Consider the following 22,891-nt stretch of genomic DNA (forward strand, 5'->3'; position numbering starts at 1 on the left):
AAGAAGGACGTCATGGCAGACACCCGAAAAAACACGCAAGGATCGAAGGCCGCAGGCGGCTGGGAAGCGCTTTATGCGTCCGGCCGGTCGCTGATTGCAAGTGGTGCCCCAATGTCGGGCGCCAAGGCCCTGATGAAAGCCAACCAGCCCGATGGCTTCGACTGTCCGGGTTGCGCCTGGGGCGATCCGGAGCACGGCAGCTCATTCGAGTTCTGCGAGAACGGCGTCAAGGCGGTGTCCTGGGAAGCAACCGAGCGGCGCGCCGACCTCTCGCTTTTTGCCCGCCACAGCGTCAGCGAACTTGCGGCAATGAGCGACCATGCGCTGGAGAATTTCGGCCGCCTCACCCATCCGCTCCGCTACAACCGCGAAACGGATCACTATGAACCTGTCGACTGGGAGGTGGCGTTTGCCGAAATCGGCAGTCACCTCAACGCACTCGAAACGCCCGATGCGGCCAATTTCTATACCTCGGGCCGGGCCAGCAACGAGGCCGCGTTCCTCTACCAGCTGTTTGCGCGGCTTTACGGCACGAACAACATGCCGGACTGCTCGAACATGTGCCACGAGGCCTCCGGTGTCGGCCTGACGCAGGCAATCGGCATCGGCAAGGGTACTGTGCGGCTTGAGGACTTCGAGCAGGCGGATGCGATCTTCGTCGTCGGCCAGAACCCCGGCACCAATCACCCGCGCATGCTGGGCGACCTGCGCCGGGCGGCCGAACGCGGCGCACGGATCGTCGCCCTCAACACGCTGAAGGAACGCGGCCTGCAGCGCTTCGCCGATCCCCAGCGCAAGCTCGAAATGGCGGTCGGCGGCAGCGCGCGGATTGCCAGCGACTATTTCCAGCCACGCCTGGGCGGCGACATGGCGGCGTTCCGCGGCATGGCCAAGGTGGTGATCGCGGCCGATCGCGCCGCCAGCGCGGCCGGCGAGAAGCCTGTCGTCGACGTCGCCTTCATCCGCGACCATTGCAGCGGCTATGAAGACTACATTGCCGCCGTCGACGCCACGAGTTGGGAGGCGATCGAGGATCAGTCGGGGCTGACGCGCGCCGAGATCGAAAAGGCCGCCGCCATATATCTCTCCGCCGAGAAGGTAATCTGCACCTGGGCCATGGGCATCACCCAGCATCGCCACTCGGTGATTACCATCCGCGAAATCACCAATTTCATGATGCTGAGGGGCCATATCGGCCGTCCCGGCGCCGGCCTCTGTCCGGTTCGCGGGCATTCGAATGTCCAGGGCGACCGCACCATGGGCATCAACGAAAAGCCATCAACCGCCTTTCTCGATGCCCTCGCCAACGTCTTTGGCTTCGAGCCCCCGCGCGAGCACGGCTATTCGACCATCCGCGCGATCGGCGCCATGCTTTCCGGCGAGGCTAGAGCGTTTGTCGGCCTCGGTGGCAATTTCGCCCGCGCCGTGCCGGATGGCGGGCTGATCGAGGCGGCGTTGCGGCGCCAGGAGTTGACGGTCCACATCGCGACCAAGCTCAACGCCAGCCACACCATGCCCGGTCGGCATGGCTACATTCTCCCCTGCCTCGGACGCACGGAGATCGACGTCAACAGCCAGGGCAAGCAGCAGCTGGTGACCGTCGAGGATTCGATGAGCATGGTCCATGGCTCCGCCGGCATCAATCCGCCCGCGGGCACGCACCTGCGCTCCGAGATCGCCATCGTCGCCGGCATCGCGGCGGCAACCGTCGGCTCGGCGCGTGTCGACTGGCAGGCCCTTGCCGACAACTATGATGGGATTCGCGACCTCATCGAAAAGACGATACCGGGGTTTGACGACTTCAACAGGCGCGTTCGCATGCCGCGCGGATTTGACCTTGGCAACACGGCGCGCCAGAGGGTCTGGAAGACGGTAACTGGGAGAGCGACCTTCTATACCGGCGCGCTGCCGGAGAAGACCGTCTATCAGGAGCGCGAGAAACGGGCCGACCGCTTCGTGCTGCAAACCATGCGCAGCCACGACCAGTACAACACCACGGTTTATGGCATGGATGACCGTTATCGCGGCGTCTATGGCGAGCGTCAGGTGATCTTCATCAACCCCGCCGACATCACGTCGCTTGGCATGAAGGCGCACCAGCGTGTGGACATTCATGGGCCCGACGAGGACGGCGTCAACCGCGTCGCCAAGGGCTTCAAGCTCGTTCCCTACGAGATCCCGCAAGGCTGCGTCGCCGGCTATTTTCCAGAGCTGAACCTGCTGGTGCCACTTGCAAGCGTCGGCGACCTGAGCGAAACGCCGACCTCCAAATCCATTGCCGTCCGCCTGAGCGCGGCAAGCGGATGACGGCGGAAAGCAGCAGCCTGATCGAGCGCTATGCGGCTGCCATTCCCCGCCTTGCCGACGATCAGCTTGCTGCCGCCGTGCTTGCGCTGGCCACCGCGGGCGAAGCCGCAGACAGCCGTGCGGCCGCCCTGAAGCTTGGCGTCGGGCACGCGCTGGTGCTTCGCGCCATCGCAACGCTCGCCACTCCGCCAGCGCTGATCGGGATCGACAGGCGGGACCACCGGACCCAGCGTATCTTCTTCCATGTCCTGCCGGCGGCGCGAAATTCTCTGGCTATGGCCGATAATTCGAAACAGCAGAAGGGAAAGAACGCGCCGACCGTTTGACGCGTGATCATCGGCTGCATATCAATTGTAAAGACAGATCAGCGTTCCGCGAAGGAGAAAGTGAGGGAGACAACCGCGCCAACCGACCGCCATGGGGTACTGACAAAACGACGTATTTTCGGATTCTCTTTTCAGTTTATTTTAGCATATACGCGTGAAATTACCGATGCCGGAGGGACGCCATCGGCCAAGAAGCCCCGAAGACGGGCCGCAGCGACATGCAACAGGGGACAAGCAATGTTAACAGACGCCGGGTTTTCCGGCCGGATGCGGCCATGGCATCATTGAAGCAGGTGAAATCCTTTCGTGATCGCCGCGCCACGATCCGACTGTTTGCCTTTCTCACCGTCCTGTTCTTTACCGGCCTCGCCTTCGGCACCTATTTCGGCGGAAGGTTCCTGCATGACGCCGTGATGGCCGAGCGGCACAAGCAGGCTGAGCTGCGCCTGACCGGCTTCACCAAGGCCCTGCAGACCGTGCTCCGGCAGACCGAAGCCGCCGGCAATACCCTCGCCAAGGCGCTGGAGGACGGACATTCCCGCCAGAGGCCGGAACTCTATCGCAGCGCCGTCGACACCTATCTCGCCGCGACCCCGTGGACCAAGGGCGTGATGCTGAAGCCGCCGGGCGAGACGCTTGTCTTCCCTTCGACCGAGACGCAGGACTTCGAAAGCCTGCCGTTGCCGGCGCCGCCCGCCCAGGACGGATTCCTGATGGGACCGTTCCGCCTTCCCGACAATACGCGCGTCTTCGTCTACCGTTTTCTCGTGAATGACACCGCTGTCGATCTGGTGATCTCGCTGAAGGACATCATGGAGGCCGTCGGTTTTCTCGAGCTGGAGGAAACCACGAAGATGACGGTTGAGACGACCTTTTCGTCCGATCCCGACAATAAGGCGACCGTCGGCAATTCGAGCCTTGATCCCTCAAGCACCATCAACTCCCAGATCAAGCTCGGCAATGCCACCTGGACCATCAGCGTCGCCCCGCACCCGCTTGACGACGGACCGCACAACTGGGCGCGCACGCTGAAGGTCGCCGCAGCCATTCTCGCCCTTGCCTTCGTCACGCCGTTCATCGGCCTCGTCCTGCTGCTGCGTGCGCGGCTACGGGATAATTCCAGCATCCGCCAGTCGATGGGCAAGGTCGAAAACCTGTCGCGCCAGCTCGAGGTCGCCCTCAACGCCTCCAATATCGGCCTCTGGGAACATGATCTCGAAACCAATGTGCAGATCTGGGACGACCAGATCCTGAAGATCTACGGCGTTCCGTCGGAAAGCCGGGTGCAAAGCTTCGAAAGCTGGCTTTCCCACCTCCATCCGAACGACCAGCCGCGGTTTCGCAAGTTCAACTGGGCGGACGCCGAGCTCGGTCGCGGTTTCCTCAGCGAATACCGGATCATCACGCCCGACGGCCAGGAAAAGACGATCCGCTCGGCCGGCAACAGCTTTCTCAATTCCGACGGCCGCCGCAAGATCGTGGGCGTCAACTGGGATGTCTCGGCCGACAAGGCGCTGCAGGAGGCGCTCGAAAGCGCCCGCTCCAGGGCGGAGGCGCAGAACCTCGAACTCGAAAACGCCCGCGCCCGGATGGAGCAGATCGCGCTGCAGGACGCACTGACGGGCGTCGCCAACCGGCGCAATTTCGAGCGAACGCTGGAGGCGACACAGGAAGACGGCGTGCTGCCACGCGGCATGAAGCTCATCCTGATCGACCTCGACGACTTCAAGGCGATCAACGACACGATGGGCCATTTCTATGGCGATGAGGTGCTGCGGCTGGCGGCCCGCACCTTCCTCTCGCACCTTGGCGAGAAGGATTTCCTGGCCAGGACGGGCGGCGACGAATTCGTCGTGCTGATGACGGCCGATGGCGACGCCGAAGGCTTCGCCCAAGCCGTCACCGGCGCCTTTTCCCAGCCGGTTCGCATTGATGATCGAACCTGCCGGGTCGGCGTCAGCATCGGCATAGCGACCGCGGCGAGCGCCCGTGATACCGCAGGCGAGATGCTGGTGAAGGCCGACCTTGCGCTCTACGAAGCCAAGCGTCGCGGGCGTGGACGCACGGTTCACTTCACCCATGAGCTGATGGCGCAGACCTTTTCCCAGAAGAGACTTGCCGACGAGCTGCAGGAGGCGGTGCAGGGCGGCCAGATCGAGGCCTATTACCAGCCGATCTTCGACGTCACCGACATGCGCGTCGTTGGCGTCGAGACGCTGGCGCGCTGGCGCCACCCGCATCGCGGCCTGCTCGAACCACGCTCCTTCATGGGCGTTGCCGAACAGATCGGCCTTATCCCCGACATCGACGAGGTCATCTTCCAGAAGGCGCTGGAGATGTTGTCGCGATGTGACCGCGAGAACCTTTCGCTGCCGTCGATTTCGGTCAACATTTCCGCCCAGCGGCTTCAGGACCCGCACCTCGTCGATCGGCTCGGCAAGCTGGAACTGCCGCGCCGACGCATCTATTTCGAGCTGCTGGAATCGATTCCCTTCGACCGCGCCGAGCACGGCCTGTTTTCGACGATCCGCGCCATCCGCGCGCTTGGCATCGGCATCGACCTTGATGATTTCGGCTCCGGCTATGCATCGCTCGTCGGCCTCACCCAGGTGCGGCCCGACCGGCTGAAGATCGCCGGACAGCTGATCACGCCGATCGTTGATTCCGGCGAAAACCTGCTGGTGATCGAAACCATCGCCCGGATTGCCCAGACATTTGGCATCGGCGTCATCTGCGAGGGCGTGGCAAGCCGCGCCCATTCCGAACGACTGATGGCGCTTGGCTGCAACATCCAGCAGGGCTACTTTTTCTGCCGGCCGATGGACAGCGATCGCTTCGTAGCCTTCCTGAGCGAGCGCTCGGGAAGTTGATCTTGCCCGCCAAATGACCAGCCTTCCCCTGCAATTCCGGGCCCTGCAGCGCGACATGCACCTGATGCATACCTTCCATGTCGAGATGGCACTCCAATTTTACATTTGTCAGCGCTATAAAGAACTCAACGAAGCGGCGGGGACATGAGCCCAACCGCTGAAGCCCGGAAACGGGTTACATATTCGAAGCTGCGTACTCCTCCTCCCAACGCGCTTCGATAGGTTGGCAACGCTCCTCCTCCCAGTTGCTGACCAACGCAAATGACGCTCACCGGATCCTCCTCCCCCGGTGAGCGTTATTTTTTGTCCAAACAGTGCCTCCTCCCCTTGCCGCAACATACTCCCTGAAGCGCTCATTGGCATCGCGCCATGAGGCCGTCCGTGCCGCCGCGAGCACGGCTTAGGAGGCGCCCAGAGCGTGATATGCGTCTTCTGCATAGCCGCCTTTCCACAGGCCCACTGACTGACCAGAAGGGAAAGGGTTATATCACGCTCAACAGACAACGAAGGGCACCGAAGACCGGGGCCCGAACAGGAGAAGGATTAAGATTATGGGTATGGCTCGTTCTTTCAACAACTGGATGAAGTTCCGTCAGACTGTTGCCGAACTGGATCGCATGAACTCGCGTGAGCTCGCCGACCTCGGCATCAACCGCGAAGACATCCGTCGCGTCGCCCGCAAGGCCGCGTTCTGATCAGGCCGGATATCCGGCCCCCGTCAAAGCCCCTCGCCGCATCCCGGCGCGGGGCTTTTTCTTTGCCTGCCCAACAGGCGCGCATGCGTGACAATGCGCAAACAGTACCGCCTCAAAAATACTCACCTAGACCTCGGTGAGTGCATATTGTGCAGCACCCTGCATAAATGCATGGCAGTTGCATAAAACATGCACAACAAGAACACCTCGCTTTTTGCTATAAGGGCGCCACAACAATAAGCCTAGTGCGAGGAAACACCCATGCATCCCTTCGATCTGACCATGAAGTGGTTCAGCTATCGTCGTACACGCGCCCAGCTGCGCAATCTGACGGATAGCGAACTCAAGGACATCGGCCTCCTGCCGTCCGACATCGAGCGCGTTGCCGCTCGTGCATTCCGCTGATAACGGGTCCCTGCCCCGAAAGCGGTTCTCAACGGCGCCCTCGGGCGCCGTTTGCATTTCCGGCATCTTGCGCTCGGCCGATATGCGGCTAATGTGAGGCGCTTTTTATGAACCCGGAAAACCGAATGTCAGACTTCCCCCGCTTCACCGATCTCATCAAGGGCCTGCCGGCCACCGTTCCCTTCGTCGGGCCGGAAGCGCTGGAGCGCAGCCGCGGGTTTCCCATCCGTGCCCGGATCGGTGCCAATGAGAGCGGCTTCGGCCCTGCTCCTTCGGTGATCGAGGCGATCCGCCAGCATGCCGATGCCGTCTGGCATTACTCCGATCCCGAGCATTTCTCGATCAAGCAGGCCCTTGCAGACCATCTTGGCTGCGCGGCGCAGAACGTCGTGGTCGGCGAAGGCGTCGACGGCCTGCTCGGCATGACGGTCCGGCTCGTCGTCTCGCCCGGCACCACCGTGGTCACCTCTCTTGGCGGTTATCCGACGTTCAACTACCACGTCGACGGATTCGGCGGGCAGCGGGTGAACGTGCCCTATGCCGGCGATCGCGAAGACCTCGACGCGCTGCTCGACGCCGTGAAGAAGAACGATGCGAGCCTGGTCTATTTCGCCAATCCCGACAACCCGATGGGCAGCCACTGGCACGAGGACGAGGTGGCGCGCTTCATCGACGCCCTGCCGGAGACCTGCATGATGGTGCTCGATGAGGCCTATTGCGAATGCGGCCCGGCGGAGGCTTTCTCCGACATAGCCCGGTTCCTCGACCGGCCGAACGTGCTGCGTTTCCGTACCTTCTCCAAGGCCTACGGCCTCGCCGGGGCGCGTGTCGGCTATGCCATCGGTGCGCCGGAAACGATCGCGGCCTTCGACAAGATTCGCAATCATTTCGGCATGCCGGTGCTGAGCGTGGTGGCCGCCGAGGCGGCGCTGGCCGATCAGGCCTATCTGCAGGCCGTCGTCGGTCGGATCCGCGAATCACGCGATGAAATCGGCCGCATCGCCCGCGAGAACGGCCTGGAGCCGCTGCCGTCGGCCACGAATTTCGTGGCGATCGACTGCGGCCGCGACGGCGCCTATGCCCGCGCCATCGTCGATGGGCTCGGTGCTCATGGCGTGTTCATCCGCATGCCCGGCGTCGCGCCGCTCAACCGCTGCATCCGCGTTTCGACCGGCCCGAGCGCCGACATGACGCTGTTTGCCGAAGCGCTGCCGGTCGTGCTCGGGGACATCGGCTGACCGGCAGCATTGCCTGTATTTATCGCGCCTTCTGGCCGAAGAGCACAGATTGAGCATCCTTGTCGGTCGAGAGGTTCATCTTGGCGCGCTCTTCCTGGCCGACGGCGATGCCCTTCTGCACGGCGGGCCGGGCCATCACGGCCTCATACCAGCGCTTCAGATTGGGGAAATCGTCGAGGCTCTGCCCCTGCGCCTCATGCGAGCGCACCCAGCCGATCGAGGCCATGTCGGCGATCGAATAGGCCCCGCCGAGATACTCTGCATCGGCAAGCCGCCGGTCCATCACGCCATAAAGGCGGTTCACCTCGTTGGTGTAGCGGTTGATGCCGTATTCGATCTTCTCGGGCGCATAGTTGCGGAAATGATGCGCCTGCCCGGCCATCGGACCGAGACCGCCGACCTGCCAGAACAGCCATTCCTCGACAGCGACGCGCTCGCGCTCATTCTCCGGATAGAATTTTTTGAACTTGCGCCCGAGATACTGGAGGATCGCACCGGATTCGAAGACCGATATCGGCTCACCGCCGGGCCCGTCCGGATCGACGATTGCCGGCATGCGGTTATTCGGCGAAATCTTCAGAAAATCAGGCTTGAACTGGTCGCCCTTGCCGATGTTGACGTAGTTGACGTTGTACGGGACGCCGGCTTCCTCGAGATAAATGCTGACCTTATAGCCGTTCGGAGTCGGCCAGTAGTAAAGTTCGATGGGTGTCGTCACGGGAAAAACTCCTCATGTTATCGAAAATCATTCCGTTCCCCGATATAGATCGGGGACAGGGCCGAGATAACCCCTGCCAACATAAGACGGCCTTTGCCGTCAACCAAGGAGGATGGCGTCATGGATGAGATCAAGGCAACGCGTGTGATTACGCCGGAACGCCCCGCCCCGCAGAGCTTTACCGAACCGGAAGCTGCGGTGAAGGCGCTGCAGGCGCTCTACAAGCGCAATACGCGCTTCGTCATCGATGCGTTCCTGGCGCTGGCCGGCGGCGCACCGATCGAGGGGCGCTACCGCGCCTTCTATCCGCAGATCAGCATCAAGACAGGCAGCTACGGCCTTTCCGATTCGCGCCTCTCCTTCGGTCATGTGGCGATACCGGGCGAATATACGACGACGATCAGCCATCCGGTCCTGTTCGAGGGCTACCTGACGGAGCAGCTCGGCCTCCTGATCAAGAATCATGGCGTGCCGGTAACTGTGTCGGAGTCGGACACGCCCATCCCGCTGCATTTCGCCTTCGGCGAGAATACCCATGTGGAAGCCGATCTTGCCGCGCTTGCCGATGTGCCGCTGCGCGACATCTTCGACACGCCGGACCTTGAGACCACCAACGACCTGATCGCCAACGGCGACTACGAGCCGGAGCCCGGCGCGCCGCATCCGCTCGCCCCCTTCACCGCGCAGCGCATCGACTATTCGCTCGCCCGCCTCAGCCACTATACGGCAACAAGCTCGGCGCATTTCCAGAACTTCGTGCTGTTCACCAACTACCAGTTCTACATCGACGAGTTCTGCGCCTATGCCCGCGAGACGATGGCGCGGGGCGGAGATGGCTACACCGCCTTCGTCGAGCCCGGCAACAATGTCACGCTGCCGGGCGAGGTCGAGCCGGAGGGCGGCCGCGCCGGCGTGCGCATGCCGCAGATGCCCGCCTATCACCTGAAGCGCGATGACCATAGCGGCATATCGATGGTCAACATCGGCGTCGGTCCGTCCAATGCCAAGACGATCACCGACCATATCGCCGTGCTGCGACCGCATGCCTGGCTGATGCTGGGCCACTGCGCCGGTCTCCGGAACAGCCAGAAGCTCGGCGACTACGTGCTCGCCCATGCCTATATCCGGGAAGACCATGTGCTGGACGACGATCTGCCCGTCTGGGTGCCGATTCCCGCTCTGGCGGAGGTGCAGCAGGCGCTGGAAGCGGCCGTCGGCGAGGTGACGGGGCTTGAGGGTTACGAGCTGAAGCGGATCATGCGCACAGGCACGGTCGCCACCATCGACAACCGCAACTGGGAACTCTCCGACCAGCGCGGGCCGGTCAAGCGCCTGTCGCAGTCGCGCGCCATCGCCCTCGACATGGAATCGGCCACCATCGCCGCAAACGGTTTCCGGTTCCGCGTGCCCTACGGCACGCTGCTCTGCGTCTCCGACCGGCCGCTGCATGGTGAGCTCAAGCTGCCCGGCATGGCGACCGCCTTCTACACCAAGCAGGTGCGCCAACACCTCCATATCGGCATCAAGGCGGTTCAAAAGCTTTCGGAGATGCCGCCAGAGCGCCTGCATTCACGCAAGCTCAGGAGCTTCTACGAGACGGCGTTCCAGTAGACCGCCACCGAAAGGCAGCGCGTCAGGCCGATTCGCGGATCCGGTAATAGACCTCGGTGCAGTTGCGCCCCTTGGACTTCGCCCTGTAGAGCGCCTCATCCGCCCGCCGGATGGCGCTGGACAGGCTGAGATCGTTCGGCTTTCCGGTGGACACGCCGGCGCTGACCGTGATCCGGATCGACTGGCCATCGTGCCTGAACCGGGTGTGCTCGAGCCGCTCGCGAATGGTCTCGGCAAGGCCGAGCGCTCCTTCGGCGCTAGCGCCCTGCAACAGCAGCAGCAGTTCCTCGCCGCCATATCGCACGGCGACGTCGCCACTGCGGATGCAGGACGAGATTTGCTCGGCGACACCACGCAGTACGGCGTCGCCCGCGACATGTCCCCAGCGGTCATTGACGGACTTGAAGTGGTCGATGTCGAACAGCACGATCGCGTAGCCTTCCGCCCTCTCAGACATGCCTTTGAGCAGGCGCTCTTCGATGTCGATGAGCGCGCGGCGATTGGCGAGGCCAGTCAGCGCATCGAGCATGACCTGCGACTGCATGGTCACGAATTTCTGTTCGAAACGCAGTTCGTGGGCGAGCAACGTGCCGATGACAACAATGCCGATGAAATTGGTGAGCACGAGCCACGGCGCCGTGTGGGTAAAGACGGCGAGCGCGACATCGGCCGGCAGCAGCAAAAGGCTTGCAAGATAGAGCGCCGACGCCGCGCCCAGAATGAGAAGCGCCTTCAGATCCGTGCGTTGTTCGAGGAAGTGACGATGCGCGATCCCCACCCCTCCGGCGATGAGGATGCCAGCAACACCCGGCAGAACGCCCTGCCCGCCCATGAATATCCGCATGGCTGACGCCATTGCCATGCTGATGACCGCAGCGCCGGGGCCGCCGAACGGGCCGGCGAGCGCCAGCATCACGGCGCGCGGATCGAGCATGATGCCCGGCGCGAACCTGATCGGGTGGGCCATGCTGGCAATCGCGGCAGCACCGAAAAGCAGACCGAACCAGAGCTGCGAGTGGCCGCGCTGCCGGGTCAGTCGCGAGACGATGCTGAAGAGAATGACGACCAGCGCGGCCTGGCCAAGGCCAGCAACAAGATGCGCTGCGAATTCAACCGTGCGTTCCATGCGATGTCCTTCACGCCCTCCGAGAGCCATGCCGGCTGTCCGAAGGATGTACGAACTACGCGTCGGCGGGGGCTTCAGATTACCTAAAAGAACGTACTTTTTAAAGAACTTGAAACATCAGAAAGCAAGAAGAGGTCGCTTCGGTCTTCCTCCTCAGTGCGGAAGGTTGAATACATGCAACCGCCGATGGTCATAATACAACATCGCTCCGCCGCATTTAGCGGGTTCTTAATGAAAGCTTAGGCGAAACCGGATAGGTTTTGCCGCGAATGCATTGACCCGCCGAAGGGGCGGGCCCGAAAGCTATCGAGGAGATGCCCATGATATCCAGGACTTTCCGAGCGGCCATGGTCGCCGCCGGCCTCACCGCCCTTGTGGCCGGTCCGGCTGCCGCCCAGCAATGTGGCGGCGATTTCTCGCAGTTTCTGAGCGGCGTCAAGGCGGAGGCCATGCAGCGCGGCCTTTCCGCGCAGGCCGCCGACGCCGTCCTTTCCGGCGCCTCTGTTAGCCAGAGCGTGCTGAACCGCGACCGCGCCCAGGGTGTGTTCAAGCAGACCTTCCTTGAATTCTCCCAGCGCACGGCGAGCGCTGCCCGCCTCAACATCGGCAAGCAGAAGATCCAGCAGCTTTCCAGCACCTTCGATCGTGCTCGCCGCGAATATGGCGTGCCGGCCGGCGTGCTCACCGCCTTCTGGGCGATGGAGACCGATTTCGGCGCTGTGCAGGGCGATTTCAACACCCGCGATGCGCTGGTGACGCTTTCCTATGACTGCCGCCGCCCGGAGATCTTCCGGCCGCAGCTTCTGGCGCTGATCGAGATGACCCAGCACGGCGACTTCGACCCGGCCACCGAAACCGGCGCCTGGGCAGGCGAGCTCGGCCAGGTCCAGATGCTGCCTGAAGATATCATCCACTTCGGCGTCGACGGCGATGGCGATGGCCATGTCCGCGTCAAGAAGAGCTCGCCGGACGCACTGCTGACGGCGGCAAACTATATCCGCAGCCTCGGCTGGCGTGCGGGCGAGCCCTGGATCCAGGAAGTGACGCTGCCGGCCAGCCTGCCCTGGGACAAGACCGGCTTCGGCGGCGGCCTGACGGCGGCACAGTGGTTCAAGCTCGGCGTGACGCCGCGCGACGGCAACACCAAGTTTGCCAACCTGCCCGTGGCACTCCTGATGCCGCAGGGCCGTTTCGGACCGTCCTTCCTCGCCTACCCCAATTTCAACGTCTATCTGCAGTGGAACCAGTCGTTCATCTACACGACCTCGGTTGCCTATTTCGCCACCCGCTTCGAAGGCGCGCCGGCCTACAACAAGGGCAATCCCGAGCCGGGCCTTTCCGACGGCCAGATGAAGCAGCTTCAGCAGACCCTTGCGCGCAAGGGCTATGACGTCGGCAAGGTCGACGGCATTCTCGGCGCCGGCACCCGCGACGCTGTGCGCGACGTGCAGATGCAGCTCGGCGTTCCGGCCGATGGCTGGCCCACTCCGGCGCTGCTGCAGGCACTGCGCTAAGACATCTTTTGACAGGAAACCTCTACCGGGTTTCCCACAAACCGATGAACCTCCCCTGCCTCAGGGGAGGTTTTTTTGACGGCATCGCTGCCGCAAGGATCAGCAATTGTTGAACTCGGCGAGCCAGGGTTCGGGCGGCTCCGGCGGCGCGTAGCGCAGACCCTGAGTATGCAGCCATTCGCCGAGATAGCGATGAAAGTCGGCAGAGCTGTATTGCGCCGGGCGGTAGCGGGTGTTCCATTCACCTGGCACGAATTCGCCATCGGAATTGCGCCGGCCGCCGCTCCAGTCGTCCCAGGGGGCTGCCTTGTTGATGTGCTCGCCGATGCGGGAATTGAGGATCACACACTTGCCGACGGCCTCCAGAACATCCAGCGAAATCGTGCCTTCCGGCGGATGGCCGAATTCCGAGGTTTCGGCAAGCCGGACCTTGTATCCGTCGATGTTGGGGATGCCATAGGGCGTTGCGCGCACCATGTGGAACCACTGGCGGCCGAGCGAGAAGGTGCCGCCGAGCGCTGCCGCGCTGCCGTCATGGGTAAAATCGCAATCATCGAAGACGATACCGTAGCGGGTACGCAGATTGGTGGCCGGCGCCACGACATAGGTATGATCGACACGGGAACCGAGCGAGCGGATTTCACAGGCATCGAAGTAGGCGGTCGAACGGCCGAAGATGAAATCGATGTCGCCCTCGACCAGGCAATGGCGATAGAAGGAGCGGACCGTCATGCCGGGCACGCGGCCCTTGAAATAGAGCGTGTCCTGGAAGCTCGAAAAGCGCACATTCTCGAAGTGGACGCGATCGGCATTGTGGATCATCGCGGCAACCGCCTGATGCCAGCCCTTGGCGAACTGGCCGGCGGCGTTCTTGGGCCCGCCCTTGCCGTCCTCGCACTTCGAATTGGCATCCGCCCGGTCGCAGTTATAGGCGTTGACGACGGCGAGGTTCCTCGCCTGAAAGCCATCATTCTCGACGCGCAGGACACAGGCATTGTCAGTGGTGAGACGCGCAAGCGCGGCATTGGCGCGATAAATCGCGGCAATCTCCGGTGCGTAGCGCTCAGTGTTCAGGCCAAATGTCGCGGCGAAATCGGCGCCCGTCATGCCCTGATCAATCGCAGCGCTGATCACCGTGTCGTCGCGCGTGGCCCCCGTGCCGTAAAGCGTGATCGCGACAGGGGCTCCGCCCGCCAGGATACGCGGCACGACGACGGTTTCGGTGTAGGTGCCGGGAGCGATCGCAATGTAGATGCGCCCTGCCTTGCGGCCAGCAATCGCGTCGACGACCGCCATGTTGACGGCGTCCTGGATCGACGGGATATCATCCGCAGAGACCCGATAGTCCGGCTCGACATCCGACGCGCCGTTCATGAAGGCATCGGTCTTCGGGTCCCAGGGGTCAACCTGCTCGCAGCCGGCGCGGCCGGTATATTTCAGGACTTCGAGATGATGAAAACGAGCCGCCTCGGCGGCAGAGAGCTGCGGGCGTTCGTCAGACATTCGGGAAGGCCTTATCGGTATCAGGGGGCGGGAACGTCGGCCTTGTCGACGCAGTCGGTCAGCCAGACGTCGTAAATGGAATCCTCGACGGCATTCAGCGCCGGTGAGTCGGCAAACATCCAGCCGGAAAAGATGCGACCGACCTCGTTCTGCAGCGACACCTTATCGACCTGGACGAACGCGTCCACCTGCTGCTCTTCAGTCTCGTCACGCGAATAGCAGACCCGCGGCGTGACCTGCAGGCGGCCGAACTGAACCGTCTCGCCGACATAGGCATCGAATGTGTAGGTGCGGCCGGTGATCTTGTCGATGCCGCCGAATACCGCAACGGGATTTTCAACACGCGCGGCAAAGGCGGGCGCGGCTGCAAGGCCCGTGAGAACGAGCGAAGCTGCAACCAGACGGCAAGAAGCGTGAAAATCCATGTGTTTCCCCTGAAAACGAAAAGCGCGGCCGGCGCCGCGCTTGTCTCAAACTGGCATAAACACCAGCCTACCGGCAGAATGCGGCAAAAACGTAATCAGGCCGGTCAGGAGCCGGGCGTCCAGGCGTCGTAATCGCCCGTCACCTTCTCGCGCTCTCCGGCAACCGCAAGCGAGCCCTTTGGGCGGTAGGCGAGCGCCGTGCCCGTCAGGTTCGGATTGTGCGGCTTTTCCCAGGCGCGGGCGGTATAGGCCTGCGCCGGCGGCGGGGTGTCAGTGCGATGGTGCATCCAGCCGTGCCAGCCGGGCGGAATTGCCGAAGCGTCGGCATAGTCCTTGTAGATCACCCAGCGGCGGGTCAGCCCATAGGTCGACTTGCCGCCTTCATAATAGACGTTGCCGAACTGATCCTCGCCCACCTTCTTGCCGAAGCGGCGGGTGAAGAGATCGGTTCCGATGGTCGAACCATTCCACCAGGTAAAGATCTTGGTCAGAAAGCCAGCCATTTTCTTTCCTTCGTCGGGCCGCGTACGGCCAAATTGCGTTAACCCGTGTATGGCGCGTCAGGCGGCGCTTGTCCAGTGCGGTGCGCAGTCTCAGTGATCGCTCAGCTTCATTTTGAAGCCATGATGCGATTGCCTGAAACCGAGGCGTTCATAGAAGCGGTGGGCATCGGTGCGGGCGGCATTGGACATCAGCTGCACCAGCCGGCAGCCTTCGATCTTCGCCTCGTCGATGGCGGTCTGCACCATGCGCGCGCCGATGCCGCGGCCACGGAAATCCGGATGGGTCTGCACCGCCTCGACGGTGAGCACCGCCCCGCCCCGGCCCGTCAGCGAGCGGGTGTAGGTCGTCTGGAAGGTGCCGACGATGACATCGCCCAGTTCCGCGACATACAAGGTGTTGCTGGCAGAAGCGTCGATCGCCTCGAAGGCATCGCGGTAGTCGTCGTAGGCCTCCGGATCGGTCGTATCGCCATGGCCGCCGAGCCGGTCCGCGGCAAAGATCGCGATCAAATCCGGAAGGTCTTCGAGACGCGCCTCGCGGATGACCAGTTCATCAAGATCAGACACCGGTAAGCTCCTTCTCCATGATGACGGCCGGAATGCCCGAGCCGCAACTGCCGCAGTTCTGCGTCGTGCCGGCTTCCGTGAGGCCGTGGGCCCGGTAGAAAGCGACGGCCGCATCGTTGCCGTTCATGACCTCGACCGCCAGCCGTCTCGCGTTCGGAAAACAGGTTTCAATCTCGGCAAAGAGATCGCGGCCGACGCCCTGGCGCTGACAATCCGGATGCACGTAGAGCTGGTTCAGGTTGATCATATCGGGACGCTTCTCCGACAGGGCGGCGTAGGCCATTCCACCGATACGGCGACCGTCGTCGGCAACAAGGAACTCGCCGCCGGGCCTTGCAAGCCGTACCTTCACGGCGGCGGGCGAATGCCACTCCGCAACCAGCGCATCGACCTTCTCACGCCCGAGGATCGGATCATAAGTGTCATGCCAGGTGGTATCGAGCAGCTCGCAGACTGCGGCGACATCCGTCTCCATGGCTGTGCGGACAAAGAACAAGCGGCTACTCCGTGACGCCCAGCTTTTCCTTGACCAGCGCCTGAACGGCCTGCGGGTTCGCCTTGCCCTGGGAAGCCTTCATCACCTGGCCGACGAACCAGCCAGCAAGCGATGGCTTTTCCTTGACCTTTTCGACCTGGGCCGGGTTGGCGGCGATGATCTCGTCGACAATCTTCTCGATCGCGCCGGTATCGGTCACCTGCTTCATGCCGCGGTCCTCGACGATCACCTTGGGATCGCCGCCCTCGTTCCAGACGATCTCGAACAGGTCCTTGGCGATCTTGCCGGAGATGACGCCTTCCTTCAGCAGATCGAGGATGGCACCGAGCTGCTCGGGCGAAACCGGTGTCTCATCAATGCCTTTGCTCGCCTTGTTGAGCGCGCCCAGCAGATCGTTGATCACCCAGTTCGCCGCAACCTTGGCATCCCGGCCTTCGGCAAGCTTTTCGTAGTAGTCCGAAACCGCCTTGTCGGAGACCAGAACGGAGGCGTCATAGACCGAGAGGCCGAGGGCTTCGACGAAGCGAGCCTTCTTGTCGTCGGGCAGTTCCGGAAGGTTCTTCGCCAGTTCCTCGATGAAGGCATCGTCGAATTCGAGCGGCAGAAGGTCCGGATCGGGGAAATAGCGGTAGTCGTGCGCGTCTTCCTTGGAGCGCATCGAGCGGGTCTCGCCCTTGATCGGATCGAACAGGCGGGTTTCCTGATCAATCGTGCCGCCCTCCTCGATGATATCGATCTGGCGCCGCGCCTCGCTTTCGATCGCCTGGCCGATGAAGCGGATCGAGTTGACGTTCTTGATCTCGCAGCGCGTGCCGAAGTCGCCGCCGGGCTTGCGCACCGAGACGTTGACGTCGGCGCGCATCGAGCCCTCGTCCATGTTGCCGTCGCAGGTGCCGAGATAGCGCACAATGCTGCGCAGCTTGGTCATGTAGGCCTTCGCCTCGTCTGCCGAGCGCATGTCGGGCTTGGAGACGATCTCCATCAGCGCGACGCCGGAGCGGTTGAGGTCGACGAACGACATCGAGGGATGCTGGTCGTGCATCAGCTTTCCGGCATCCTGTTCGAGGTGCAGGCGCTCAATGCCGATTTCGATATCCTCGAAATTGCCCTGTTTGTCGGGACCCAGCGAAATGATGATCGTGCCTTCGCCGACGATCGGATCCTTGTACTGCGAAATCTGGTAGCCCTGCGGCAGGTCCGGATAGAAATAGTTCTTGCGGTCGAAGATCGAGCGCTTGTTGATCTTGGCCTTCAGGCCGAGACCGGTGCGGACAGCCTGGCGCACGCATTCCTCGTTAATGACGGGCAGCATGCCGGGCATGGCTGCATCGACCAACGAGACGTTTGCGTTGGGCGCCTTGCCGAAGGTGGTGGAAGAGCCGGAGAACAGCTTCGAATTGCTCAACACCTGCGCATGCACTTCCATGCCGATGATGACCTCCCAGTCGCCGGTGGCGCCGGGAATCAGGCGTTTGGGATCAGGCGTGCGGGTATCGACAATGGTCATGGTCAGCTCATCGTTCATTCACTGGGTATCGTTGGTGAGGTAGAGCAATTAGGGGCGAGACGCAAGCGATTGGGTGGGTCTCAAACGCGCAAAACCTTGACCGCTGGCGCCTTCAGGCTTATCTCTTGGCGGTCAACACGGAGTGTGTATGTCAAACCGTCAGGAATCCCGGTAAGGGCCCTGCCCGTCCAGCCATCAAGGCGGATGCGCAGCGGCCGAAAACGATGAGCCCCGCGAGGCACTGCCAGCGGGAAACGTTTTCGTGCGCCCATATGGCGCCAATCCGGAATTCACGACCATGGACATCTCGCGCGACGAACAGCGCATACTCCACCTGCTCGCCCAGGGCGGCAGGATCGAACTTATCCGAAATAACGGCAGGAAGATCGAACGGGTGGATTGCTACACCCGTGATGGCTGGCTCTATCCCGGCCTCAACCTGACGCTCTTCCGCAAGCTCAAGGCCAAACGGGCGATCCGCTCTCGACGCGGAAGGCCCTACCAGATCACCTCACGCGGTCTGGAACTGGTCCGCAGCCAGCCGGACAACCGCTAGGAGTGGACGCGGCGCCTCACACAGAAGGCGCCGCTTCCACGCAATCCCGTCTGTCCATGCGGCAACCCGCCGCGCAAACGGGCCATGACATGTCATAAAAAATCCTTCAATCTAGAGTTTAGGAAGGTTGTTGAATCTTTGAAGGACATCAACATGAACAAGAAACTCGTTGTCGTTGCCGTGATGAGCCTCACCACGACACTCTTGCCGGTGCTCTCCGGCCCGGCTTTCGCCCAAACCAGCATCGAGGCCAAAGCGACGTTGACAGCCGAGCAGGCCAACGCGATCGCCGATACGATCTACATGATGGCCTATCCCATGATGCTGATGGACATCAGCGCCGAGATCGGCACCAATGTCGCCGAGCCGGCAGGCGTTGCAGCGCCGATCAATCAGTTCGCCAATCTGCAGGCCTTTCCCGACGCATCGTTCGACACCGTCGTGCGACCCAACGCCGACACGCTTTATTCCTCGCTCACCTACGATGTCTCGAAGGAGCCGCTGATCATTTCGATTCCGGCCTCGCAGGGTCGCTACTATCTCTTCCAGATGATGGATGAATGGACCGACGTCTATGCCTCGCCGGGGAGCCGCACGACCGGCGATGATGCCTACACCTTCGCCGTTGTCGGCCCCGACTGGCAGGGAACGCTGCCGGAGGGCGTGCGAGGCTATGTCAGCCCGACGGCAGAAGGCTGGGTTCTCGGCCGTGTCGAGACGAAGGGGAAGGCCGACTACGACGCGGTTCACGCCTTTCAGGACGGGCTGAAGGCCGTGCCGCTCAGCGCATGGGGCACGGACTACGTGCCGCCCAAGGGCGTGGTCGACGCTACGCTCGACATGAGCTCGCCCGTCAGCCAGATCGCAAAGCTTGATGGCCCGGCCTACTTCCAGCGTTTCGCAGAGCTGATGAAGGCGAATCCGCCGCATGCCAATGATGATTCTGCAGTCGACCTGATGAAGCAGATCGGGCTGGTGCCCGGCGAAAGCTACGATCCGCAGGCCCAGTCAAAGGTGGTGCAGGATGCCCTTGCCCAGGCGCCGACAAACGTGCTGCCATTTATACAGAAGACCTGGTTCAGGTCCGGCGATCTCGTCAATGGCTGGCGCATCAACCTGACGGGTATCGGCAGCTACGGCTCGGACTATATGCATCGCGCTGGCGTCGCCTTCGGCGGGCTCGGCGCCAACAAGCCCGTCGATGCCGTCTATCCAAGCGCGTTCGTGGATGCCGATGGCCATCCGTTCGACAGCTCCAAGGATTACGTCCTGCATTTCGAAAAGGACGCGCTCCCACCGGCACGCGCCTTCTGGTCGGTGACGCTCTACAATCAGGATCAGTTCTTCGCCAAGAACCCGATCCACCGCTATTCGCTCGGCAGCAACAGCCCGCTGAAAGAAAACGCGGATGGCTCGGTCGATCTCTACATCCAGCGCGAATCGCCCGGCAAGGACAAGGAAGCGAACTGGCTTCCCGCTCCCGAAAGCGGGCACTTCAGCCTGACAATGCGGATCTACTGGCCGGAACTGCCGGTCCTCAGCGGCGAATGGAGCCCGCCGCCGGTTGAACGCGTCGTCAAGTGACGGCAATTGGAGCGGAGCCGTGCGCTTTTGGCGGCTTCGCTCCGCCCTGACCTGAGGCACGCCGGATCGCCTCGCCGTCGGGCGTTGTCCGGGCGTCAGGGTGTAGCGATCTCCGCCCGTAGTGCGGCGGCCTCACTCTCGAAGCTTCCCGTGACCACAGGCCTGCCCGCGCGCCGGTACCAATAACCGGCATTCGCATGATCGCCTTCGATGCGGTGGCAGAGCGCGTGGGCCGCGTCAAACGAGCGGGAACCCTCATGGTTCTGGCATAAGTCGTGCAAGGCCTCCCATTCCGGACCCATCGCGAAGCCGGCGCCGGCCAGCCTGTCGAGCGCGCGGTCAAGCTGCTGCAAGTCGTCCATTTCTCTCTCCTCTTCCCGAAGACGGGCTGACGTGTGACAGTCTATCCCAGCCCGTTGATTTCCCCCGGCCCCGGAAGATGCTCGAAGGCCGGACGACTCAGATAATAGCCCTGAACCAGCTCGGCGCCGAGTTCCTTCAAAAACGCGAGCTCCTCCGCCGTTTCCACGCCTTCGCAAACAACGTCAATCGCCATCTCCCGCGCCATGGCAAGCAGATGCCGGACAATGCTGTGGCGCGACCGACTGGTATCGATGTTCCGGATCAGCGCCATATCGAGCTTGATGATTCCCGGCGTCATATCTGCCAGAAGCGACAGACCCGAGTGACCGGCGCCGAAATCATCGATGGCGGTCTTGAACCCGAGCTCATTGTACACCGTCAAGATCGAGCAGAGCTTGGCGGTATCGACAACCTCTGATTCCGTGAACTCGAAGATCAGCCGTTCCGGCGGGACGGCGCATTTCCTGCTGGTGGCAAGCGTCAGACGGATGCAGGCACGCGGCTCATAGATCGCACGCGGCATGAAATTGATTGAAAGCCTGGCGTCGGTCGACATCAAGCCGAGCTCAGAGGCAAGCTCGATCGCCTTCACCCGGCATTGCTGGTCGAAAGCGTAGAGGTTCTCATCATTCAGCTGCGCGAAAATTGTCCCAGCGCCCTCTCCCGCCGTACCCCGGACAAGAGCTTCATAGGCGTAGATTACCCCCTTCCTGATGTCGACGATCGGCTGGAAGGCCATCGAGAATTTGAATGGCAAGGCGTCGGCTTGGAGACATCCGATACAGGCGGCTGGCATAGTTCATGTGTCCCGAGAGAATGGTCACGGCTGAGGTTCTTCCCAAGCTAGGGCGCTCGGCAGACAAAAAAAGACCCGGCATCCTTGCGGAATACCGGGCCAGTTCACCCAAGAGGGGTACCGTCTTATTCGACGGAGAATTCCAGCGGCTTTGCCTGCTTGATGGCAGGATTGGCCAGAAGCTTGTCCAGCACTTCGGCGTTCGGCTGTTCGTCAACATAGAGAAGCGCGATCGCGTCGCCGCCCTGATTGTCGCGGCCGAGCTGGAAGTTGGCGATGTTGACGCCGGCATTGCCGAGCGTCGTACCCATGAAGCCGATCATGCCGGGGACGTCGGTGTTGGAGATGTAGACCATGTGGCGGCCGACATCGGCATCCATGTTGATACCCTTGATCTGGATGAAGCGCGGCTTGCCATCGGAGAACACCGTGCCGGCGACCGAACGGGTCTGCTTCTCGGTGGTGATCGTCAGCTTGATGTAACCGTCATAGACGCCCGACTTGTCGCGGCGGGTCTCCTGCAGGATGATGCCCTTGTCCTTCACCATGATCGGCGCCGAAACCATATTGACGTCGGCGACCAGCGGACGCAGCAGGCCGGCGAGGAGCGCGCTCGTCAGGGCCGTCGTGTTCATGTCGGCGAAGACGCCGTCATAGAGCACTTCGACTTCCTTGATCGGGTTCTCGGTCACCTGGCCGGCAAACTCGCCGAGGACTTCGGCAAGCTTGATCACCGGCTTCAGGCGCGGAGCTTCCTCCGCCGAGATCGACGGCATGTTGATGGCGTTGGTGACGGCACCCTTCAGCAGGTAATCCGACATCTGCTCTGCGACCTGCAGGGCAACGTTTTCCTGCGCTTCCGAGGTCGATGCGCCAAGATGCGGGGTGCAGACGACGTTATCCAGGCCGAAGAGCGGGCTCTCGGTCGCGGGCTCGGTTTCGAACACATCGAAGCCGGCGCCGGCGACGTGGCCCGACTTGATGGCTTCGGCAAGCGCGGCCTCATCGACGAGACCGCCACGGGCGCAGTTGATGATGCGGACGCCCTTCTTGGTCTTGGCCAATGCCTCGGCGTTGATAATGCCGCGGGTCTTGTCGGTCATCGGCACGTGGAGCGTGATGAAATCGGCCTTGGCAAGCAGCTCGTCGAGCTCGACCTTGGTGACGCCCATCTTCTCGGCCCGCTCCTGCGAAAGGAAGGGGTCATAGGCGATGACGTTCATCTTCAGGCCGATAGCGCGGTTGCAGACGATCGAGCCGATATTGCCGGCGCCGATGACACCGAGCGTCTTGCCGGTGATTTCGACACCCATGAACTTGGATTTTTCCCATTTGCCGGCCTGGGTCGAGGCATCGGCGGCAGGGATCTGACGGGCAACGGCAAGCATCAGCGAGATGGCATGTTCAGCCGTCGTGATCGAGTTGCCGAAGGGCGTGTTCATGACGATGATGCCGCGGCGCGACGCGGCCGGGATATCGACATTGTCGACGCCGATGCCGGCGCGACCGATGACCTTGAGGTTGGTCGCCGCTTCGATCAGCTTCTCCGTGGCCTTGGTGGCCGAACGGATGGCGAGGCCATCATACTGGCCGATGATTTCAAGGAGCTTTTCCTTGTCCTTGCCGAGCTTCGGCTGGAAGTCCACTTCGACGCCACGATCCTTGAAGATCTGGACGGCGGCATCCGACAGGGCGTCCGATACGAGTACGCGAGGTGCCATGATAGGCCTCCTTCAAAAAGAATGATTTTCGGGAATGACTGGCCCGCGCCTTTCACCAAA

The 22,891-nt window shown here is 62.2% G+C and carries 21 protein-coding genes; 10 read left to right on the forward strand and 11 right to left on the reverse strand.

All coding sequences use genetic code 11. The annotated features are described in order from the left end of the window. Positions 1-12 precede the first annotated feature (12 nt). The 6 genes from TM49_RS18370 to TM49_RS18385 all read left to right on the forward strand — a co-directional run bounded on the left by TM49_RS18370 (position 13) and on the right by TM49_RS18385 (position 7,841). Entirely contained in the window at positions 13-2,307 is a 2,295-nt protein-coding gene (locus TM49_RS18370) for an FdhF/YdeP family oxidoreductase (protein WP_045683387.1), read from the forward strand. Then, positions 2,304-2,633: a hypothetical protein gene (locus TM49_RS18375; protein ID WP_045683389.1), complete on the forward strand. Its 330-nt coding sequence runs from the start codon at positions 2,304-2,306 to the stop codon at positions 2,631-2,633. The genes TM49_RS18370 and TM49_RS18375 overlap by 4 nt, the downstream gene beginning before the upstream one ends. Positions 2,634-2,908: 275 nt before the next feature. Next, positions 2,909-5,503, forward strand: a complete 2,595-nt coding sequence (locus TM49_RS18380; protein WP_052699930.1) for a bifunctional diguanylate cyclase/phosphodiesterase — start codon at positions 2,909-2,911, stop codon at positions 5,501-5,503. Positions 5,504-6,054: 551 nt separating this feature from the next. Beyond that, positions 6,055-6,198: a DUF1127 domain-containing protein gene (locus tag TM49_RS23175; RefSeq protein ID WP_082074807.1), complete on the forward strand. Its 144-nt coding sequence runs from the start codon at positions 6,055-6,057 to the stop codon at positions 6,196-6,198. Between the two features lie 261 nt (positions 6,199-6,459). After that, positions 6,460-6,603, forward strand: coding sequence for a DUF1127 domain-containing protein (locus tag TM49_RS23180; protein WP_082074808.1), 144 nt, complete (start codon positions 6,460-6,462; stop codon positions 6,601-6,603). Between the two features lie 125 nt (positions 6,604-6,728). Further along, positions 6,729-7,841, forward strand: a complete 1,113-nt coding sequence (locus TM49_RS18385) for a pyridoxal phosphate-dependent aminotransferase (RefSeq protein WP_045683390.1) — start codon at positions 6,729-6,731, stop codon at positions 7,839-7,841. A gap of 19 nt (positions 7,842-7,860) precedes the next feature. Here TM49_RS18385 and TM49_RS18390 read toward each other — a convergent pair whose 3' ends face one another. Continuing rightward, positions 7,861-8,559 (reverse strand): glutathione S-transferase N-terminal domain-containing protein, encoded by a 699-nt coding sequence (locus TM49_RS18390; protein WP_045683391.1) that lies wholly within the window; start codon positions 8,557-8,559, stop codon positions 7,861-7,863. 120 nt (positions 8,560-8,679) lie between these two features. On the opposite strand from TM49_RS18390, the gene TM49_RS18395 reads away from it, so the two are divergent. Then, a complete protein-coding gene (locus tag TM49_RS18395) occupies positions 8,680-10,170 on the forward strand; it encodes an AMP nucleosidase (protein WP_045683392.1) in 1,491 nt (496 codons plus the stop codon). A 22-nt stretch (positions 10,171-10,192) separates the two neighbouring features. Here TM49_RS18395 and TM49_RS18400 read toward each other — a convergent pair whose 3' ends face one another. Next, the gene (locus TM49_RS18400; protein WP_045683393.1) at positions 10,193-11,296 is read right to left on the reverse strand and encodes a GGDEF domain-containing protein; all 1,104 of its coding nucleotides are present in this window, start codon (positions 11,294-11,296) and stop codon (positions 10,193-10,195) included. Positions 11,297-11,616: 320 nt separating this feature from the next. On the opposite strand from TM49_RS18400, the gene TM49_RS18405 reads away from it, so the two are divergent. Next, a complete protein-coding gene (locus TM49_RS18405) occupies positions 11,617-12,810 on the forward strand; it encodes a lytic murein transglycosylase (protein ID WP_144409611.1) in 1,194 nt (397 codons plus the stop codon). Positions 12,811-12,909: 99 nt separating this feature from the next. On the opposite strand, the gene TM49_RS18410 is transcribed toward TM49_RS18405, so the two are convergent. The 6 genes from TM49_RS18410 to gatB form a co-directional block, all read right to left on the reverse strand. Next, positions 12,910-14,313, reverse strand: a complete 1,404-nt coding sequence (locus tag TM49_RS18410; RefSeq protein WP_052699931.1) for a pectinesterase family protein — start codon at positions 14,311-14,313, stop codon at positions 12,910-12,912. A gap of 20 nt (positions 14,314-14,333) precedes the next feature. Then, on the reverse strand, positions 14,334-14,738 hold the full coding sequence (locus TM49_RS18415) for a DUF2155 domain-containing protein (protein ID WP_045683396.1): 405 nt from the start codon (positions 14,736-14,738) through the stop codon (positions 14,334-14,336). A 104-nt stretch (positions 14,739-14,842) separates the two neighbouring features. Continuing rightward, positions 14,843-15,241, reverse strand: a complete 399-nt coding sequence (locus TM49_RS18420) for an NADH:ubiquinone oxidoreductase subunit NDUFA12 (protein ID WP_045683398.1) — start codon at positions 15,239-15,241, stop codon at positions 14,843-14,845. Between the two features lie 90 nt (positions 15,242-15,331). Continuing rightward, entirely contained in the window at positions 15,332-15,808 is a 477-nt protein-coding gene (locus TM49_RS18425) for a GNAT family N-acetyltransferase (RefSeq protein ID WP_045683400.1), read from the reverse strand. Beyond that, positions 15,801-16,304, reverse strand: coding sequence for a GNAT family N-acetyltransferase (locus TM49_RS18430; RefSeq protein WP_045683402.1), 504 nt, complete (start codon positions 16,302-16,304; stop codon positions 15,801-15,803). The genes TM49_RS18425 and TM49_RS18430 overlap by 8 nt, the downstream gene beginning before the upstream one ends. 4 nt (positions 16,305-16,308) lie before the next feature. After that, positions 16,309-17,811, reverse strand: a complete 1,503-nt coding sequence (gene gatB / locus TM49_RS18435) for an Asp-tRNA(Asn)/Glu-tRNA(Gln) amidotransferase subunit GatB (protein WP_045685472.1) — start codon at positions 17,809-17,811, stop codon at positions 16,309-16,311. Positions 17,812-18,109: 298 nt separating this feature from the next. Between gatB and TM49_RS18440 the strand changes: the two genes are divergently transcribed. Then, the gene (locus tag TM49_RS18440; protein WP_045685474.1) at positions 18,110-18,367 is read left to right on the forward strand and encodes a YjhX family toxin; all 258 of its coding nucleotides are present in this window, start codon (positions 18,110-18,112) and stop codon (positions 18,365-18,367) included. 153 nt (positions 18,368-18,520) lie between these two features. Continuing rightward, positions 18,521-19,951, forward strand: coding sequence for a DUF1254 domain-containing protein (locus TM49_RS18445; protein WP_045685475.1), 1,431 nt, complete (start codon positions 18,521-18,523; stop codon positions 19,949-19,951). Between the two features lie 95 nt (positions 19,952-20,046). On the opposite strand, the gene TM49_RS18450 is transcribed toward TM49_RS18445, so the two are convergent. From TM49_RS18450 to serA, 3 genes are all read right to left on the reverse strand, one after another. Continuing rightward, positions 20,047-20,313: a hypothetical protein gene (locus TM49_RS18450; RefSeq protein ID WP_045683403.1), complete on the reverse strand. Its 267-nt coding sequence runs from the start codon at positions 20,311-20,313 to the stop codon at positions 20,047-20,049. 41 nt (positions 20,314-20,354) lie between these two features. Next, positions 20,355-21,071 carry an EAL domain-containing protein gene (locus tag TM49_RS18455; RefSeq protein WP_342021298.1) on the reverse strand — a complete coding sequence of 239 codons (717 nt, stop codon included), beginning with the start codon at positions 21,069-21,071 and terminating at the stop codon, positions 20,355-20,357. A 164-nt stretch (positions 21,072-21,235) separates the two neighbouring features. After that, positions 21,236-22,831, reverse strand: a complete 1,596-nt coding sequence (gene serA, locus TM49_RS18460; protein WP_045683407.1) for a phosphoglycerate dehydrogenase — start codon at positions 22,829-22,831, stop codon at positions 21,236-21,238. Between the last annotated feature and the right edge of the window lie 60 nt (positions 22,832-22,891).

Source organism: Martelella endophytica (genome assembly GCF_000960975.1).
Classification (GTDB): domain Bacteria; phylum Pseudomonadota; class Alphaproteobacteria; order Rhizobiales; family Rhizobiaceae; genus Martelella; species Martelella endophytica.

Excerpts from the sequence above, each read along its gene's own strand:
- TM49_RS18445 (WP_045685475.1), top strand. The coding sequence starts at position 18,521 with ATGAACAAGAAACTCGTTGTCGTTGCCGTGATGAGCCTCACCACGACA.
- TM49_RS18420 (WP_045683398.1), bottom strand. The coding sequence starts at position 15,241 with ATGGCTGGCTTTCTGACCAAGATCTTTACCTGGTGGAATGGTTCGACC.
- TM49_RS18440 (WP_045685474.1), top strand. The coding sequence starts at position 18,110 with ATGGACATCTCGCGCGACGAACAGCGCATACTCCACCTGCTCGCCCAG.
- TM49_RS18385 (WP_045683390.1), top strand. The coding sequence starts at position 6,729 with ATGTCAGACTTCCCCCGCTTCACCGATCTCATCAAGGGCCTGCCGGCC.
- TM49_RS18400 (WP_045683393.1), bottom strand. The coding sequence starts at position 11,296 with ATGGAACGCACGGTTGAATTCGCAGCGCATCTTGTTGCTGGCCTTGGC.
- TM49_RS18380 (WP_052699930.1), top strand. The coding sequence starts at position 2,909 with ATGGCATCATTGAAGCAGGTGAAATCCTTTCGTGATCGCCGCGCCACG.
- TM49_RS18450 (WP_045683403.1), bottom strand. The coding sequence starts at position 20,313 with ATGGACGACTTGCAGCAGCTTGACCGCGCGCTCGACAGGCTGGCCGGC.
- gatB (WP_045685472.1), bottom strand. The coding sequence starts at position 17,811 with ATGACCATTGTCGATACCCGCACGCCTGATCCCAAACGCCTGATTCCC.
- TM49_RS23180 (WP_082074808.1), top strand. The coding sequence starts at position 6,460 with ATGCATCCCTTCGATCTGACCATGAAGTGGTTCAGCTATCGTCGTACA.
- TM49_RS18370 (WP_045683387.1), top strand. The coding sequence starts at position 13 with ATGGCAGACACCCGAAAAAACACGCAAGGATCGAAGGCCGCAGGCGGC.
- TM49_RS18405 (WP_144409611.1), top strand. The coding sequence starts at position 11,617 with ATGATATCCAGGACTTTCCGAGCGGCCATGGTCGCCGCCGGCCTCACC.
- serA (WP_045683407.1), bottom strand. The coding sequence starts at position 22,831 with ATGGCACCTCGCGTACTCGTATCGGACGCCCTGTCGGATGCCGCCGTC.
- TM49_RS23175 (WP_082074807.1), top strand. The coding sequence starts at position 6,055 with ATGGGTATGGCTCGTTCTTTCAACAACTGGATGAAGTTCCGTCAGACT.
- TM49_RS18415 (WP_045683396.1), bottom strand. The coding sequence starts at position 14,738 with ATGGATTTTCACGCTTCTTGCCGTCTGGTTGCAGCTTCGCTCGTTCTC.
- TM49_RS18410 (WP_052699931.1), bottom strand. The coding sequence starts at position 14,313 with ATGTCTGACGAACGCCCGCAGCTCTCTGCCGCCGAGGCGGCTCGTTTT.
- TM49_RS18375 (WP_045683389.1), top strand. The coding sequence starts at position 2,304 with ATGACGGCGGAAAGCAGCAGCCTGATCGAGCGCTATGCGGCTGCCATT.
- TM49_RS18395 (WP_045683392.1), top strand. The coding sequence starts at position 8,680 with ATGGATGAGATCAAGGCAACGCGTGTGATTACGCCGGAACGCCCCGCC.